Genomic DNA, 15,649 nt, shown 5'->3' with positions numbered 1-15,649 from the left:
CCACCTCAGGGCGGACGCCGACGGAGTACCATCTCCGCCCCTGGGTGGATGCCTCGGCCGTTACGGTGCTGCCGACGACCCGCTGAGCAAGGTCTGGGCCAGCCGCGACAAGAAGTCGCCGACCTGCTGGCCCGAGCTCGGCTCGCAGGGCACCGGGTAGGGCCCGCATGCGGAGGCGGGTGCGGCCAGGGGCAGCTGAGCCAGGGTGATCAGAGCGAACCCGGTTACTGCGGCGATCGTCGATTTCATCGGGTCACCGTATCGATGCGCGCTGGGCGGCGGAAGACCCGAGTTCTCAGGTCCTGCCGCGCCTCATGCCTGGCGCGCGGGCAGGATCCGTCCGCCGACCTCGCCCAAGCCGATGGGGCGCCCGGCGGTGCCGGGGGCGGTCGCGGTGATGGTGACTTCGTCGCCGTCGGCGAGGAACGTTCGAGTCTCCTCGCCCACGGAGATGGGTTCTCTTCCACCCCAGGACAATTCGATGAACGAACCGCGCTGGGCCGGTTCCGGACCGGAGATGGTGCCGGAGGCGTAGAGGTCGCCGGGGCGGATCGAGGCGCCGTTGGCGGTGAGGTGGGCCAGCATCTGTGCGGGCGACCAGTACATCCGCGCATACGGCGGCCGGGTGACCACCTCCCCGTTCCACGCCACCGCCAGGTCGATATCGAGGCCGTGGTCGGCGGCGCCGCGCAGGTAGGGCAGCGGTTCGGGGTCCTGGGTCGGCAGCGGCACCCGCGCCTGTTCCAGCGCAGCCAACGGAGTGACCCACGCCGACAGCGAGGTGGCGAAGGACTTGCCGAGGAACGGTCCGAGCGGCTGGTACTCCCAGGCCTGGATATCGCGCGCGGACCAGTCGTTCACCAGGGCGACCCCGAAGACGTGCTCGGCGAAATCGTCGACACCAACCGGAACGCCCAGCGTCGACCCCGTGCCGACCACGAACCCCAATTCCGCTTCGATGTCCAGCCGCTGCGACGGGCCGAATTCCGGTGCACCCGAATCGGTCCGGCGCTGCCCCTGTGGACGGATCACCGGGGTGCCGGAAACCACGACGGTGCCCGCTCGCCCGTGATATCCCACCGGCAGATGACGCCAATTCGGCAGCAGCGGTTCGCTGTCGGGCCGGAACAGCCTGCCCAGATTGCTCGCGTGGTCGATGCTCGCGTAGAAATCGACGTAATCGCCGATCGTCACCGGCAAGGCCAGCCGCACCGAACGCACGGGGTGCACGACCTCGACCGGCAGTGCGGTATCGGCCAATTCGCGCAAGCGCGCCCGAACCGTGCCCCATCGAGCGGGCCCGGCGGCGAGAAACGCATTGAGATCGGGACGGGCGAAGACCGGATTGCCGAGCAGCGCGGCGAGATCCAGGACCATATCGCCGAGACGCACACCCACCCGGAAGGATTCACCCGGTGGGGCGAATACCCCGTAGGGCATGTTCTCCGGCCCGAACAACGAGTCCGGCGCCACCTCGACGCGAAGCAACCGCCCGCTCACCGGGGCCCACGTCCCGACCAGGTCCACGCGTATCCGGGATCCTCGCAGGCCAGCGCACCTTCACCGAGCTGCAACGGCCGGAACGTATCCACCATCACCGCCAGCTCGTCGAAGAATTCCGCACCGATACTGCGCTCGTAGGCGCCGGGTTGCGGACCATGTGCGTAACCACCGGGATGCACCGACACCGAGCCCTGCGCGATCCCGGAACCCTTGCGCGCCTCGTAGTTTCCGCCGCAATAGAACATGATTTCGTCGGAGTCCACATTCGAGTGGTAATAGGGCACCGGAATCGAGAGCGGGTGGTAATCCACCTTGCGCGGCACGAAATTGCAGATCACGAAATTGGCACCCTCGAAGGCCTGATGCACCGGCGGTGGCTGATGCACCCGCCCGGTGATCGGCTCGAAATCGGCGATGTTGAAAGTGAACGGGTACAGGCACCCGTCCCAGCCGACTACATCGAAAGGATGAGTGGCATAGGTCAACCTGGTGCCGATCACCTCCGCTCCGGCGCGATGCTTGACCAGCACCTCCACATCGGTGCCCTCGGCGAGCAACGGTGCGGTCGGCCCGTGCAGATCCCGCTCGCAGTACGGCGAATTCTCCAGCAGCTGACCGAATTTCGACAGGTACCGCTTGGGCGGGGTGATGTGGCTCGACGCCTCGATCACATACGCGCGACAGGGCGCTCCGCCCGTCGGCAGCCAGCGGTGCGTCGTCGCTCGCGGCATGAGCAGCTGGTCGCCCTGGTGTACCGGCACTGTGCCGAACACGCTCTCCACCACCGCCGCACCGGATTCCACGTACACCAGCTCGTCGCCGATGGCATTGCGGTACAGCGGCGACGCCGCCTCGGCTACCACGTACGAGATCCGCACATCGGCATTCGCCAGCAGCAACCGCCGGCCCGTCACCGGATCGGTCGCCGCAGGCGTGTCGCCGGGAAACAGGTCGGGCAACCGCAGATGACGGTGGCGCAGTGGATGATTCGGTGTCAACGACTGATCGCGCAGCTCCCACACCGTCGAGTCGACGATTGCGGGCGGCAGGCCCCGGTGATAGAGCAGCGAGGAGTCTCCGGAGAACCCCTCCTCGCCCATGAGCTCCTCGTAGTAGAGGTTGCCCCGCTCATCGCGATGTTGCGTATGCCGCTTGGGCGGCACCGCCCCAACACACCGGTAGAACATGCACAACCTCCCGCGGGTCGGATATTCCTGACCCCACGGTACCGCTGTGAATAAGTCTCAGTCGGTGAACTCGGCGATCACGGGAGCATGATCGCTGGCGCCCTTGCCCTTGCGTTCCTCGCGGTCGACGAAGGCTTCCTTGGTGCGGTCCGCAAGGGCGGGGGAGGCCAACACGAAGTCGATGCGCATGCCCTCCTTGCGGGGGAAACGCAGCTGGGTGTAGTCCCAGTAGGTGTAGACGCCGGGGCCGGGCGCGAACGGCCGCATCACGTCACGGAAGCCGGTGTCGAGCATGGCCTGGAAGGCGGCGCGCTCGGGTGCGGAAGTGTGGGTCTTGCCCTCGAAGAGCTTCGGATTCCACACGTCGTCGTCGGTTGGTGCGATATTCCAGTCGCCGACCAGGGCGATCTGGGCTGAGGGGTCCTCGGTGAGCCAGCCGGCGGCATCGGCGCGCAGCGTGGAGAGCCACTCGAGTTTGTAGGCGTAGTGCGGGTCGCTGAGCGAGCGGCCGTTGGGGACGTAGAGGCTCCACACCCGCACCCCACCGCAGGTCGCGCCGATCGCCCGCGACTCGACCACCGGCGAGTCGAGCAGCGAATCACCCGCGTTCTTGTCGAAACCGGGCTGATCGGGGAACGCCACCTCCACGTCGTCGAGCCCGACCCGCGACACGATGGCCACACCGTTCCACTGATTGAGCCCGATATGGGCAACCTCGTAACCGGCCGCCTCGAACTGCTCGAACGGGAACTGGTCGTCACGGCACTTGGTTTCCTGCAGCGCGAGCACGTCGATGTCGTGGCGGTCGAGCAACGCCGTCGCCCGGTCGACGCGGGAGCGGATCGAGTTCACATTCCAGGTGGCCAGACGCACGTGCGAGGTCCTTTCCGGGGGTATCTACCGAGGTTACCGGGGGTTATCCCTGCGGCGCGGCGTAGCGATACGAGTGGTGTTCGATGAAGCCGAGTTCGCGGTAGAGGGCCAGTGCGGTGGCGTTGCCGACTTCGACTTGGACGTAGGCGTGGGTGGCGCCCTGGTCGGCGCCCCAGCGGATCAGCTCGGCGCAGACCAGGGTGGCGAGGCCGTTGCGACGGTGCGCGGCGGCCACGGCGACGCAGGTGAGGCCGACCCAGCGTCGGCCGTCCGGCGCCGTCGTCACCGCGCCGCGCCCGATGGCGAGGGCTTCGGGCACGCCGAGGGTGGCGAAGCCGACGGTGCCGTCGAGGACCGAGGTGAGCACGTCGCGGTCGGGTTCGCGAACGGCCGGGTCGAGCGGGATCTCGCCACGGTAGCGGTGGGTGCGCAACCAGCCCTCGTCCGGTTGCGCGGCGACGCGAACCATCGAAGGGCCCTGGGGCAGCACGAAGTTCGAGATGTCCAGGCCGAGCACCACGGTCTCGCTCCAGCTGTTCCAGCCGGGCGGAACCGGAGCGAGCCGGTCGGGTAGTTGCAGCAGCAGCGGCAGACCGCGCGCGGTGTACCAGTCGGCGATCCGGTGCATCGTCTCGATCGACAAGGTGGCAGGCACACCCGACTCACCCAGCGGCACAGCGGAATTCGCGCGACCGGTGTACCCGTTGCCCGCGCGGACCAGCCAGCCGTCGATCCACGTGTGTTCGACACCGGGCCAGCCGCCCGCCGCCGCCGTCTCCAGCGACCGGATCTCCTTGGTCCGAATCGGCCTCGGTCCCAGCGCTTTCAGTGCGACGACCCGATCCGGGGCCACCGAAACCACCTCACCCTCGGCGGTGCGCACCGACGGCGGCGTCATCGACACCAGCTCGCCGATCACATCGGTGAGCGGCTGTGGATAACCCTCGGGCAGCTGATACCGCATCACCACCCGCTTGCCTATGGGGATGTCCGTCATGGTTGTCGGCCGCCTCGATCTGGACTGACCGGAGGATGCGACGAAGGAGTGCCCGGAGGGAGGGAAGATCGAGGGAACAGGCCGACAACCCGCGGCGCCAGCCGCCATGTATCAGTCATTGCCGAAGGGGTCCGGGACGGTGCCCGGCACCCAGCTCAAACCCGGCTTGCCCCAACCGTTTCGCTTGATCGCCTTCTTGGCGGCGCGGGCGTTGCGGCCGATCAGCACGTCGACGTAGAGGAAGCCGTCGAGGTGGCCCACCTCGTGCTGCAGCATGCGCGCGAAGAAGCCGGCGCCCTCGATGTCGACCGGTTCGCCGTGCTCGTCGGTGCCCGTGACGCGTGCCCAGTCGGCGCGGCCGGTGGGGAACTGCTCACCGGGCACCGACAGGCAGCCCTCTTCGTCGTCGTCGGGATCGGGCATGGTCTCCGGGATCTCGGAGGTCTCGAGCACCGGGTTGATCACGGCGCCGCGGCGGCGGATCTGGTTGCCCTCGGCGTCGAAATCGGGGCAGTCGTAGATGAACAGCCGCTTGCCGACGCCGACCTGATTGGCCGCGAGGCCGACACCCTTGGACGCCTCGAGGGTGTCGTACATGTCCGCGATCAGCCCAGCCAGCTCTGCCGGGGTCTCCGTCACCGGGGCGGTAGCGGTGTGGAGAACGGGGTCACCGACGATCACGATCGGGAGAATTGCCATGGTGGCCATTATCGCCGCGGTATCGCCCGCGCGAGCGGCGGCCCCTGTGCGCCGCGACACTCCTACTGGCCCTCAGCCAACACGCCGGGGCAGCGGTCGAAGGATCGGGTGGGCTCATGGTTGAATGATCCGCGACGTGCAAGCGTCATTTTCATCTCGTGATACTCGGCGAGGGAGCAAGATGGACGGCGCAGCGGCTCGGCACATCCCCCAGGATTCGGCCGGCGACGATGGCTCCGGTCTCAGTCGGCGTGAACTCGACATCCTCGACTTCGAACGCAAATGGTGGAAGTACGCGGGCGCCAAGGAAGACGCGATCCGCGAACTGTTCTCGATGTCGGCCACCAGGTACTACCAGGTACTCAACGCCGTCGTCGACAAGGAAGAAGCACTCGCGGCCGACCCCATGCTGGTCAAGCGACTGCGCCGGTTGCGCGCGAGCAGGCAGAAGGCCCGTGCCGCCCGCAAACTCGGTTTCCAGGTCTGACATGCGAGCCACATCCCCGTCGATGCGACTAGGGTTGCGCGGGTGAGCAACCCGAATCCCACCCCCGGCGGCCCACCGCTGCGCGCGCTGGCGATGGTGTTGATCGCGCTGGCCATCGTCTTCGCCGGCCTGGGTGCGATGTCGTTGTCGAATTCCGGTGCCGAGGCGGCCGATCCGGTCGAGCAGACCGAGACCACCACCTCGAGCGCGGTGGCGCAGGCCCCGGCGACCACGGCCGCCCCGACCACGACCAGCGCGGCCGCCGCCCCGACGACGACAACCACCGTCGCGCCGACGACCACGACCACGACCACCACACAGGCCGCGGTCACGGGCGACAAGGACATTCCCGTCCGCGTCCTGAACAACAGCCTCGTCGCGGGCCTGGCCGCGCGCACCGCGAGCGAACTCGGCGCGGCGGGCTGGACCAATGTGAGCACCGGCAACTACAGCGGTTCGAACCTGACAACGACCACGGTGTACTACGGCACCGCGCCGGGTGAAGAGGCCGCGGCCGCCGAGATCGCCGCGCAGGTCGGCGGAACCGTGGCCCCCAAGACCGCCGACACCACGCCCGGTGTCGTCGTCGTCCTGACGGGACGCTGAGCCGGCACGGCACGCGGTGCCGCAGGGCGTGTTCGCGCTGTGGCATCATCTTCAGCGGTACTGCCCCAGTCCGATAAGGAGTCCCCTGATGGCCACGTCGTCCACTCGTCGCCCGTCCTGGCGCATTGTGACCCCGGTTGTCGCGGTCGCCGCGTTCGGGCTCGCCGCCTGCACCAACAGCCAGGAGTCGAGTGACGTCAAGGGCACCACGCCGCCGGTGTGGACCGGTTCGTCCGCCCCCGCGGGCGGTGGCGAGGACCACGGCACCGGCCATCCCGCCCCCTCTGCCTCCGGCGAACCGGGCGCGCACGGCGGCGACCACGGTGCCTCGACCGGTGGTCTGAAGGCCGAGCTGAAGAACAGCGCGGGCGCCGGTGTCGGCACCGCGACCATCGTCGCCGAGGGCAACCACCTGGTCGTCACTGTCGAGGCGCAGGGTCTCACCCCCGGTTTCCACGGCCTGCACTTCCACCAGAACGGCACCTGCGAGGGCGACTTCACCTCGGCCGGTGGGCATCTGCAGGTCGGCGGGGCCACCTCGCACCCGGCCAGCGGCGACCTCACCTCCCTGCAGGTCGGCGCCGACGGCTCGGCCAAGCTGGTCACCCGCACCGACAGCGTCACCCTCGACAACATCAAGGGCAAGGCCCTGATCGTGCACGCGGGCGCCGACAACTTCGGCAATATCCCGCCGCGCTACACCCGGGAAGGCGGCACGGGCCCGGACGAGACCACCCTGTCCACCGGTGACGCGGGTGCCCGAGTGGCCTGCGGCGTCGTCGGTTAGCGAGACCCGCTGATGGCCGGGGCAATTCAGCCGGTGCCGTTTCGCGGTTCGCCCCGGCCGACAATCGGCATCGAGTGGGAGATCGCGCTCGTCGACAAGGTCACGCGCGATCTGTCCAACACCGCCTCGGCGGTCTTCGATGCCGTCGGCGACTTGCGCGCCCACGACGGGACACAGCAGGTCACCAAGGAATTGCTGCGCAACACGGTGGAATTGGTCACCGGCGTGCACGAGACCGTCGGCGGCGCCGTCGAGGACCTGCGCACCACGATGGACGCCGTGCGCCGCGCGGCCGACCCACTCGGTGTCGACCTGTTCTGTGCGGGCACGCACCCGTTCGCCCAGTGGTCGGCCCAGCAGCTCACGCGCTCACCGCATTACGACGAGCTGATCGAGCGCACCCAGTGGTGGGGCAGGCAGATGCTCATCTGGGGCGTGCACGTGCACGTGGGAGTTTCCCACCGCGACAAGGTCTTTCCCATCCTGAACTCGCTGCTGCTGTCGTATCCGCATCTGCTCGCGCTCTCGTCGTCCTCGCCGATGTGGTCCGGCGACGACACCGGCTATGCCAGTAACCGCGCGCTGATGTTCCAGCAGCTGCCCACGGCGGGCCTGCCGTTCCAGTTCGAGAACTGGCGTCAGTTCGAGGGTTTCGTGCACGACCAGATGAAAACCGGTGTGTTCGAACAACTCGGCGGCATGCACTGGGACATCCGGCCCGCGCCCAAGTGGGGCACCATCGAGATCCGGGTGTGCGACGGGCTGTCCAGCCGCGCCGAACTGGCGTCGGTGGCCGCGCTTATCCACTGCCTCGTCGTCGATCTGGAACGCAGGCTCGACGACGGTGAACAGCTGCCGACCCTGCCGCCCTGGCATGTGCAGGAGAACAAATGGCGGGCCGCGCGCTACGGACTCGACGCCATCGTGATCGTCGACGACGCGAGTAATGAGCGTTTGGTCACAGACGATCTGATGGATCTGCTCACCCGGTTGGAGCCGACCGCGCGCCGTCTCGGCTGCGCCGACGAGCTCGCCGCCGTGGCCGAGATCCCCCGCCACGGTGCCTCCTACCAGCGTCAACGCCGGGTTGCCGCGCAGTCCCAGGGTGATCTTGTCGCGGTGGTCGACTCGCTGGTACGCGAGCTGGATCAGTAGCGTTCAACTACCCAGCCCGGTGGCGTTAACCCGCCGTTTACGATGGGTGGATGCTTGTCGAACATCCGCGTGCTGCCGCGGGGGGTGCCACCCTCGGTTCCCGTCTGCGCGAACCGAGGACGCTCGCCGCAGTCGCGGTGTCGGCGGTCCTGCTACTGCTGATCGGCCTGCAGATCGCGGCGTCGATCAGCGGCTTCGAAGGACCACTCGCCAGCTTGGCGCGCGACTATGTCGGCACGCCCAAGTCGATGTCGGTTCCGTGGGCGGGTCTCGTCCTCGCGCTGGTCGGGGTGTCGGCGCGCAGGCGGGTGTTCGCGGTGAGCGCCGCGATCGGGATCGACGCGGTGTTCGTCGCGCTGCGGCTGCTCGACGGTAAACCGTTCACCGTCGGCAACGGGCCGACCATCGTGCTCACCGCCCTCGCGATCATCGCGGCGGTGCGTTGGCAGGGCCGCGAACGGACCGACGCGCTGAAGGCCGCGGCACTGGGTGCCTTGCTCATCCTGGCGACGAAGGTCGGCGACGTGTGGTTGCACGTCACCTCGGCGGTACACCCGACGGTGCTCGACGAATACCTGCTGCTCGCCGATCACGCGCTCGGCGACCCGTCGTGGGTGGTCGGCCGGGTGCTCGAGGTCCTCGGGCCCGAGGTGTACGCGGTGCTGCATTGGGTCTACATCGAGCTGCCGGTGGCGGCGATCGTCGTCGCGGTGTGGCAGTTGCGCGGTGTGGTCGGCACGGGAATCTGGCCGGGGCACTATCTGGTTCGCACGTTCCTGGTGCTCGGGTTGGTCGGGCCGCTGTTCTATGTGCTGTTCCCCGTGGTCGGCCCGATGTTCGCCTTCGGCGCCGACGGCAACGGCTTCCAGCTCGGCAACTTCTGGCCTTCGGCGCTGCCGCCGATCGGGCAGAGTCCGGCGCCGCTGCCGTTCGACGAGTTCACCCCGCGCAACTGCATGCCCTCGATGCACACCGCATGGGCGCTGTCGCTGTTCATCCACACGCGTCGCGATGTCGACGGCAGCCGCGCGCCCGCGTGGTTGCGGTGGGGCGGGGCGTTCTGGCTGGCCGCGACGGTCGCGGCGACGCTCGGTTTCGGTTACCACTACGGCGTGGATCTGGTGGCGGGTGTGGTGCTGTGCCTGACCGTCGAATCGGCGCTGCGCGCACCCGAGCGAGGCTGGGACGCGGCGCGGATCCGCCTGGTCGCCCTCGGATCGGCCGTGTTCGGTGGTCTGCTCCTCGGTTACCGCTACCTGGCGGTCGAGATGGCGCAGTACCCGGTGCCGGCCGGCGCCATCGTGATCGGGCTGCTCGCGGCGGTCGCCGTGGCGTTCCACCTCACCTGGTTCGCCGCCGCGCCCGACCGGGCACCGGCCGCGGTGCGGGTGTAGTCAGTCCACCTCGTCGCCGAGTTCGTTGACGCGCAACAGGCCGTCGCGGTGCCGCTGCTCGCGGTAGGCGGTGCGCCCGAGCAGATGTGCGACCACCGGTGCGGTGATGATCGTGAACAGTCCGGTCAGCACGAGCATCCACACATTGGCGTCGCCGCGCAGGTCGATCCCGGTGCCGATGAGAACCATGATCAGGCCGATCACCTGCGGTTTCGTCGCCGCGTGCATCCGGGTGAGAGTGTCGGGGAAGCGCACGATCCCCAGTGCGGCGGTGCAGGCGAGGACACAGCCGAGCACGATCAGCGGTGCCGACACCCACTCCCAGCCGCTCATCGGTCGTCCCGCACGCGAAAGCGCGTCACCGCGGCCGATCCGAGGAAACCGACAAGGGCCAGCGCGACGATCGCCGGGACGACGGTGGTGTCGTTGCTGTAGGCCGCCCACACCGCGAGCCCGGACGCGGCGATGGCCATCAGCGAGTCGATCCCGACCACCCGGTCGAGGGTGCTCGGGCCGGCGAGTACGCGGTAGGCGGTGCAGATGGCGGCGAACGACAGCAGCACCGCCGCGATGACGGCGACGACGGTCATACCTGAACCTCCGGTCCGTGACGCCGCTCGCCGGGACGTTCGAAGGCGTCGATGATGAGACGTTCCAGGCGGCGGGTGGTGCGGTAGAAGTCGTCGACCGCCTTGTCGCTGCCCACATCGAGCACGTGGACGTACACCACACAGCGCTGACGGTCGATCTCGAGCACCATGGTGCCGGGAATGAGATTGAGCAGATCGGTACAGATCACCAGCACCAGATCCGACTGGATGCCGAGGGCCACGCGCAGCACACCCGACACCGGCGGGCCCGAGGGCCGCAGCGCGAACCAGGCCACCTGCACGCTCGACTCGAGTGCGTAATAGGTTGCCGCGGCGATCAATTCGAGAAAGGACAGCGGGTGGAACCGGCCGGTCACCGGGATCCGTGGCAGCGGAAGCGCGAACACGACGATCAGCGCGACCACTCCACCGGCGAGCACATTGGCCGCGCTGAGGTCACCCCACAGGGCAACCCACACCGCGGTCAGCCAGGCGAGGACGCCGAGTCGTAAGACGTTCTGCCGGTTCACGAGCCGGCGCAACACGGTCATCGCGGCTCCTGTCCGCCGAGGACGGATTCGATATACACCGACGGGTCGTTCAGATCGGCCGCGGCGCGTTCGGCGATACCGAGTACGGGCCCGGCGAACACGGTGAGCGCGAGACCCGCGGCGATCAGCCCGGCGGTGGCGAGCACCATCAGCGCGGGCATGCGGCCGGGGTCGGTGCGGTCCTCGTACTGCACGTCGGTCGAATCCTCCACCAGGGTGGGCGGTTTCGCGGCGCTGAGATGACCCTCGGGTGCTTCTTCGCGCGGGCGCCAGAACGCCTTGCCCCAGACCCGTGCCACCGCGTAGAGCGTGAGCAGGCTGGTGATCACCGAACCGGCGACCAGCACCCAGGCCAGCACGCTACCGTCGGCCGCACCCGCCTCGAGTAGGGTCACCTTGCCGATGAAGCCCGAGAAGGGCGGAATACCACCGAGATTCAGTGCCGGTATCAGGAAGAGCAGTCCGAGTAGCGGACTCGCCGAGGCGAGCCCACCGAGGCGGCGCAGCGACACCGACCCGGCCTGGCGCTCGATCAGGCCGACGGCGAGGAACAGCGCCGTCTGCACCAGAATGTGGTGGGCCACATAGAACACCGCGCCGGTGAGCCCGGCCGACCCGGCCAGCCCGATACCGAAAACCATGTACCCGATGTGGCTCACGAGGGTGAACGACAGCAGGCGCCGGATATCGGTCTGGGCGATCGCGCCGAGAATGCCGACGAGCATGGTCGCCAGCCCGCACACCAGCAGGATGTCGTCGAACGCGCCGTCCGGGAACCACAGCGTGTGCGTCCGGATGATCGCGTACACACCGACCTTGGTGAGCAGGCCCGCGAACACGGCGGTCACCGGCGCGGGCGCGGTGGGGTAGGAGTCGGGTAGCCAGCTCGACAGCGGGAAAACCGCCGCCTTGATGCCGAACGCCACGAGCAGCACGGCGTAGCAGGCTGTGCGCACCCCCTGTGGTGTCGCCTCGAGCCGAACGGCCAGTTGCGCGAGGTTCAGGGTGCCGGTGGCCGCGTAGGTGAGGCCGATGCCGATCAGGAAGATCATCGACGACACCATCGACACCATCACGTACGCGATGCCGGTGCGGATGCGTTCCTCGGTGGCGCCGACGGTGAGCAGCACGAACGAGGCGGCGAGCAGCAGCTCGAACCCGACGAACAGGTTGAACAGGTCACCGGCCAGGAACGCCATCGACACACCGGCCGTGAGCACCAGGTAGGTGGGCCGGTAGATGGAGGTCGGCTGGTTGTCGTCGCCGTCGGAGATGTTCTGCCCCGCACCGTAGATCGACACCAGGAGCAGGACGAACGCCGAGACCAGCAGCATCGCCGCGCTGAGCCGGTCGACGACGAGGGTGATGCCGATCGGGGTCGGCCAGCCGCCCACCTGCACCGCCGTCGTGCCGTCGCGGTCGGCGAGGTACAGCAGCAGCGCGCTGATGGCGAGCACACCCGACAGCGCGACCATCGACACCAGCCGCTGGACGCGCGGTCGGCGCCCGAAGATCAGGGTGACCGCGGCGGCGAGCAGCGGGACCAGCACCGGCAGCGCGGCGAGGTCGGGAAGCAGCTGGGGGGAGAGGGTCATTCGGCCGGGTCCTCGCTCTCGCGCCGGGCCGCGACCTGGGTGTCCTCGGGGTCGTTGCGGACGTCTTCGGTGGTGGTCAGCCGGTAGGCGCGGTAGGCGAGGGCGAGCACGAACGCGGCCAAGCCCATCGTGATGACGATGGCGGTGAGCACCATCGCCTGGGCCAGCGGATCGGCCATGCCGTCGGGCGAGGTGTCCGAGCCCGACAGCACCGGTGGGTTCCCGTCCGGCCCGCCGCCGACCGTGAGGATCAGCAGGTTCACCGCGTTGCCGAGCAGGATGATCCCCAGCAGCATCTTCGACACCACCCGCTCGAGCACCAGGTACACCCCGCAGGCGGTGAGCGCGCCGATCGTGAGCAGCATGACGAGGTTGGCACTCATGAGATCTCCTTGTCCAGGCGGGCGCCGAGGCTGCGCAGGACGTCGAGGGTGAGGCCGACGATCACCAGGTACACGCCGAGATCGAAGAACATGGCGGTGACGAGTTTGAGGTGGCCGAGCACCGGCACGGTGATCTCGATGATCGCCGAGGACAGCGGTGGGGCCCCGAGCAGCAGCGATGTGGTCGCCGTCCCGGCGGCGAGGACCAGGCCCGCGCCGAGAAGGTGTCCGGCGTCGACCGGGAGGGCTTCGCCGAGTTCGTAGCGTCCACCCGCCAGGTAGCGCAGGGTGAGGGCGAGCCCGGCGAGCAGGCCCCCGGCGAAGCCGCCGCCGGGTGCGTTGTGTCCGGAGAAGAAGAAGTACACCGACAGGACCATGATGGTCGGGAACAGCAGCCGGGTGGTGATCTGCAGGACCATCGAGCGTTCGCGCCGGTCGAGCAGCCGGGCGGCAGGCAACCAGCTCACGGCGTCGGGGTTGTAGTTCGGTGCGTCGACGGCGCGTGGCGCGCTGCCGAAGCGGCGGCTGCGGAACACCAGCGACGCAACGCCGGTGGCGGCGACGACGAGGACCGAGATCTCGCCGAGGGTGTCCCAGGCGCGGATGTCGACGAGCAGCACGTTCACCGCGTTCTTGCCGCCGCCGACCCGGTAGGCGGCGTCGGGGATGGTGCGCCAGATCGGTTCGCTGTGCCGGGCGGCGGAGGCGAACGCGGCGAGTACCGTCACGGTGACGCCGACCGCGATCGCGAGCAGCGCGCGACGGACCTTGAACGCGGCGGCGTAGCCGTCGGTGATCTCGGCCGGGAACCCGCGCAGCACGAGCACGAAGATCACCAGAGTCAGTGTCTCGACCAGGAATTGGGTGAGCGCGAGATCCGGTGCGCCGTGCAGCGCGAAGATCACGCCGCAGCCGTATCCGGTGACACCGACCACGAGCACACTGGCCAACCTGTTGCGCAGCACCGTCGCCGCGAGCGCCATGGCGATCATGATCGCGCCGATCACCGCCTGCAAGGGCGAATCCCACAGGTGCAGGGTGATTCCCGTGCGGGTACCGGTCGCGAGCATCACGGCGGGCAGCACGATGAGCGTGCCGAGGATGAAGGCCTGGCTGACGGGCAGCGAACCGGATTGCACCGTGCCGGTGAGGCGAAGCGAGAGCCGGTCCATCGCCCGCAGCGCGGCGTCGTAACCCCGGTCGGCATTGCCGAGTCGTGGGCGAGCGGACTCGTGAATTCGGTTGCGTACCAAGAATAATGCGAAGCCGACCAGCACGATGACGGCGGTGAGCGCGAGGGCGGGTGTGAAGCCGTGCCACAGCGCGAGTGCCCCGTCGAGGACGCCGGGCAGGGTCTCGGCGTACGGGCTCAGCCACTCGTCGACGACCCCGGCGCCGAACCCGCCCGCCAGCCCGGCCACCGCCAGCACGGCCGGCGGGCCGACCAGCAGCGGTCCCGGCGCGTGCCAGGTTGTCGTGACGCCGGGGCTCGTGCCGAACGCGGCCCACAGGAACCGCGCGCTGTAGGCGACGGTGAGGGCCGAACCGACGGCGATACCGGTCAGCAGCAGCACCCGCACCGGCGGGCTCAGCACCTGTGCCGCCCACACCGCGCTCAAGGCGGATTCCTTGCCGACGAACCCGAGCATCGGCGGCAACCCCGCCATACTGATCGCCGCGGTCGCCGCCACCGCGCACAGCACCGGCGCGCGCCGCCCGAGCCCCGACAACCGGCGCAGATCGCGAGTGCCCGCGCCGTGATCGATGATGCCGACAACCATGAACAGGCACGCCTTGAACAGCCCGTGCGCCACCAGCAGCGCCAGCCCGGCGAGTGCGGCATCCGGGGTGCCGATGGCCATCATGGTGATGAGCAGTCCGAGCTGGCTCACCGTGCCGAACGCCAGCACCAGTTTCAGGTCGTGTACCTGCATGGCCCGCCAGCCGGCCAACAGCATCGACGCGATCCCCAACGGCAGCACGAGCACATGCCACGGTGGAGTCTGGGCGAGTGCGGGTGCCAGGCGGGCGACCAGATAGATGCCCGCTTTCACCATCGCGGCGGCATGCAGGTAGGCGCTCACCGGTGTAGGCGCGGCCATCGCACCGGGCAACCAGAAGTGCAGCGGCACGATGGCCGACTTGCTCAGCGCCCCGACGAGCACGAGCACCACCGCCACCGACACCGCGATCCCGCCGGGTGGAGATTCGCGGGCGAGCACGTCCGACAGCAGGAAACTGTCGTAGCGCGATCCGAGGATGACGATGCCGACCAGCATCGCCAGTCCGCCCGCCGCCGTGACCAGCAGTGCCTGGATCGCGGCGCGGCGACTCGCGGCCTGCTCGGCGTAGTGGCCGACCAGCAGGAACGACAGCACCGTTGTGATTTCCCAGAACACGTAGAGCAACAGCATGTTGTCGCTGGTCACCAGGCCGAACATGGCACCGGAGAAGCCGATCAGTTCGGCCGCGAATATCCCGAGCCTCGCCTCGTGACGGTCGAAGTAGCGCCCGCAATAGGCCAGGATCAGCGCGCCGATGCCGAGGACGAGCACACACATCACGGCGGCGAGGGAATCGAAGCGCAGGTCGATGTCCATCGAGATCTGCGGCGCCCACCGCACCCGGCTGGTGACGGTGACGCCCCAGTGCGCGATCACCCACCCGAGACTGCCCAGCGGGACCAGCGCGAGCAGATAGAAAGCGTTGCGGCCCAGCGCTCGCACGCACAGCGGGGCCGCGAGCGCGGCCATTGCGTGAGCGAGCAGGACAGCGAGCAACCGCGCCTCCGGGTCTCCTAGCGTGTGGCGAGCCCCGATCCTACGGGCGCGGAGACGATGCG

17 protein-coding genes are annotated in these 15,649 nt (G+C 68.7%); 5 read left to right on the top strand and 12 right to left on the bottom strand.

The features are described 5' to 3' along the window. Window positions 1–60: 60 nt before the first annotated feature. The 6 genes from AB0F86_RS19750 to AB0F86_RS19725 all read right to left on the bottom strand — a co-directional run bounded on the left by AB0F86_RS19750 (window position 61) and on the right by AB0F86_RS19725 (window position 5,259). Complete coding sequence (locus tag AB0F86_RS19750; RefSeq protein WP_067979020.1) at window positions 61–249, bottom strand: hypothetical protein; 189 nt, start codon at window positions 247–249, stop codon at window positions 61–63. A gap of 63 nt (window positions 250–312) precedes the next feature. Further along, window positions 313–1,488, bottom strand: a complete 1,176-nt coding sequence (gene fahA / locus AB0F86_RS19745) for a fumarylacetoacetase (RefSeq protein ID WP_356985397.1) — start codon at window positions 1,486–1,488, stop codon at window positions 313–315. Between the two features lie 8 nt (window positions 1,489–1,496). Beyond that, on the bottom strand, window positions 1,497–2,690 hold the full coding sequence (locus AB0F86_RS19740; RefSeq protein ID WP_356985370.1) for a homogentisate 1,2-dioxygenase domain-containing protein: 1,194 nt from the start codon (window positions 2,688–2,690) through the stop codon (window positions 1,497–1,499). 57 nt (window positions 2,691–2,747) lie between these two features. Continuing rightward, window positions 2,748–3,563, bottom strand: coding sequence for an exodeoxyribonuclease III (locus AB0F86_RS19735; protein WP_356985369.1), 816 nt, complete (start codon window positions 3,561–3,563; stop codon window positions 2,748–2,750). 43 nt (window positions 3,564–3,606) lie between these two features. Further along, a complete protein-coding gene (locus AB0F86_RS19730; RefSeq protein WP_356985368.1) occupies window positions 3,607–4,560 on the bottom strand; it encodes a GNAT family N-acetyltransferase in 954 nt (317 codons plus the stop codon). 111 nt (window positions 4,561–4,671) lie between these two features. Beyond that, window positions 4,672–5,259: a peptide deformylase gene (locus AB0F86_RS19725; protein ID WP_225278367.1), complete on the bottom strand. Its 588-nt coding sequence runs from the start codon at window positions 5,257–5,259 to the stop codon at window positions 4,672–4,674. A 181-nt stretch (window positions 5,260–5,440) separates the two neighbouring features. Here AB0F86_RS19725 and AB0F86_RS19720 point away from each other — a divergent pair, with 181 nt between their 5' ends. The 5 genes from AB0F86_RS19720 to AB0F86_RS19700 all read left to right on the top strand — a co-directional run bounded on the left by AB0F86_RS19720 (window position 5,441) and on the right by AB0F86_RS19700 (window position 9,688). Further along, the gene (locus AB0F86_RS19720) at window positions 5,441–5,746 is read left to right on the top strand and encodes a DUF3263 domain-containing protein (RefSeq protein WP_225278368.1); all 306 of its coding nucleotides are present in this window, start codon (window positions 5,441–5,443) and stop codon (window positions 5,744–5,746) included. 42 nt (window positions 5,747–5,788) lie between these two features. Next, on the top strand, window positions 5,789–6,352 hold the full coding sequence (locus AB0F86_RS19715; RefSeq protein ID WP_356985367.1) for a LytR C-terminal domain-containing protein: 564 nt from the start codon (window positions 5,789–5,791) through the stop codon (window positions 6,350–6,352). Between the two features lie 88 nt (window positions 6,353–6,440). Next, window positions 6,441–7,139, top strand: a complete 699-nt coding sequence (locus tag AB0F86_RS19710) for a superoxide dismutase family protein (RefSeq protein ID WP_225278370.1) — start codon at window positions 6,441–6,443, stop codon at window positions 7,137–7,139. Between the two features lie 12 nt (window positions 7,140–7,151). Beyond that, complete coding sequence (locus tag AB0F86_RS19705; RefSeq protein WP_225278371.1) at window positions 7,152–8,294, top strand: glutamate--cysteine ligase; 1,143 nt, start codon at window positions 7,152–7,154, stop codon at window positions 8,292–8,294. 50 nt (window positions 8,295–8,344) lie between these two features. Beyond that, complete coding sequence (locus AB0F86_RS19700) at window positions 8,345–9,688, top strand: DUF5933 domain-containing protein (protein ID WP_356985366.1); 1,344 nt, start codon at window positions 8,345–8,347, stop codon at window positions 9,686–9,688. Here the strand turns inward: AB0F86_RS19700 and mnhG are convergent, their stop codons facing one another. Genes mnhG through AB0F86_RS19670 form a run of 6 tightly spaced genes read right to left on the bottom strand, consistent with a single transcriptional unit; the run spans window position 9,689 to window position 15,587 of the window. After that, window positions 9,689–10,021 carry a monovalent cation/H(+) antiporter subunit G gene (gene mnhG / locus AB0F86_RS19695; protein ID WP_225278373.1) on the bottom strand — a complete coding sequence of 111 codons (333 nt, stop codon included), beginning with the start codon at window positions 10,019–10,021 and terminating at the stop codon, window positions 9,689–9,691. Then, window positions 10,018–10,278: a monovalent cation/H+ antiporter complex subunit F gene (locus AB0F86_RS19690; protein WP_225278374.1), complete on the bottom strand. Its 261-nt coding sequence runs from the start codon at window positions 10,276–10,278 to the stop codon at window positions 10,018–10,020. The genes mnhG and AB0F86_RS19690 overlap by 4 nt, the downstream gene beginning before the upstream one ends. Then, a complete protein-coding gene (locus AB0F86_RS19685; protein WP_356985365.1) occupies window positions 10,275–10,829 on the bottom strand; it encodes a Na+/H+ antiporter subunit E in 555 nt (184 codons plus the stop codon). Before AB0F86_RS19685 ends, AB0F86_RS19690 begins: the two co-directional genes overlap by 4 nt. Then, complete coding sequence (locus tag AB0F86_RS19680) at window positions 10,826–12,424, bottom strand: Na+/H+ antiporter subunit D (protein ID WP_356985364.1); 1,599 nt, start codon at window positions 12,422–12,424, stop codon at window positions 10,826–10,828. The genes AB0F86_RS19685 and AB0F86_RS19680 overlap by 4 nt, the downstream gene beginning before the upstream one ends. Beyond that, window positions 12,421–12,807: a Na(+)/H(+) antiporter subunit C gene (locus tag AB0F86_RS19675; RefSeq protein WP_067484576.1), complete on the bottom strand. Its 387-nt coding sequence runs from the start codon at window positions 12,805–12,807 to the stop codon at window positions 12,421–12,423. The genes AB0F86_RS19680 and AB0F86_RS19675 overlap by 4 nt, the downstream gene beginning before the upstream one ends. Then, window positions 12,804–15,587: a Na+/H+ antiporter subunit A gene (locus AB0F86_RS19670; protein WP_356985363.1), complete on the bottom strand. Its 2,784-nt coding sequence runs from the start codon at window positions 15,585–15,587 to the stop codon at window positions 12,804–12,806. The genes AB0F86_RS19675 and AB0F86_RS19670 overlap by 4 nt, the downstream gene beginning before the upstream one ends. Window positions 15,588–15,649 lie beyond the last annotated feature (62 nt).

Source organism: Nocardia sp. NPDC023733 (assembly GCF_040639775.1).
Classification (GTDB): domain Bacteria; phylum Actinomycetota; class Actinomycetes; order Mycobacteriales; family Mycobacteriaceae; genus Nocardia; species Nocardia rosealba.
This window is presented reverse-complemented; position numbering and strand designations above follow the sequence as displayed.

What these genes read in the sequence shown, in the direction of transcription:
- AB0F86_RS19700 (WP_356985366.1), top strand. Translation starts at nt 8,345, where the DNA reads ATGCTTGTCGAACATCCGCGTGCTGCCGCGGGGGGTGCCACCCTCGGT.
- mnhG (WP_225278373.1), bottom strand. Translation starts at nt 10,021, where the DNA reads ATGAGCGGCTGGGAGTGGGTGTCGGCACCGCTGATCGTGCTCGGCTGT.
- AB0F86_RS19705 (WP_225278371.1), top strand. Translation starts at nt 7,152, where the DNA reads ATGGCCGGGGCAATTCAGCCGGTGCCGTTTCGCGGTTCGCCCCGGCCG.
- AB0F86_RS19750 (WP_067979020.1), bottom strand. Translation starts at nt 249, where the DNA reads ATGAAATCGACGATCGCCGCAGTAACCGGGTTCGCTCTGATCACCCTG.
- AB0F86_RS19680 (WP_356985364.1), bottom strand. Translation starts at nt 12,424, where the DNA reads ATGACCCTCTCCCCCCAGCTGCTTCCCGACCTCGCCGCGCTGCCGGTG.
- AB0F86_RS19710 (WP_225278370.1), top strand. Translation starts at nt 6,441, where the DNA reads ATGGCCACGTCGTCCACTCGTCGCCCGTCCTGGCGCATTGTGACCCCG.
- AB0F86_RS19690 (WP_225278374.1), bottom strand. Translation starts at nt 10,278, where the DNA reads ATGACCGTCGTCGCCGTCATCGCGGCGGTGCTGCTGTCGTTCGCCGCC.
- AB0F86_RS19730 (WP_356985368.1), bottom strand. Translation starts at nt 4,560, where the DNA reads ATGACGGACATCCCCATAGGCAAGCGGGTGGTGATGCGGTATCAGCTG.
- AB0F86_RS19725 (WP_225278367.1), bottom strand. Translation starts at nt 5,259, where the DNA reads ATGGCAATTCTCCCGATCGTGATCGTCGGTGACCCCGTTCTCCACACC.
- AB0F86_RS19675 (WP_067484576.1), bottom strand. Translation starts at nt 12,807, where the DNA reads ATGAGTGCCAACCTCGTCATGCTGCTCACGATCGGCGCGCTCACCGCC.
- AB0F86_RS19740 (WP_356985370.1), bottom strand. Translation starts at nt 2,690, where the DNA reads ATGTTCTACCGGTGTGTTGGGGCGGTGCCGCCCAAGCGGCATACGCAA.
- AB0F86_RS19720 (WP_225278368.1), top strand. Translation starts at nt 5,441, where the DNA reads ATGGACGGCGCAGCGGCTCGGCACATCCCCCAGGATTCGGCCGGCGAC.
- AB0F86_RS19685 (WP_356985365.1), bottom strand. Translation starts at nt 10,829, where the DNA reads ATGACCGTGTTGCGCCGGCTCGTGAACCGGCAGAACGTCTTACGACTC.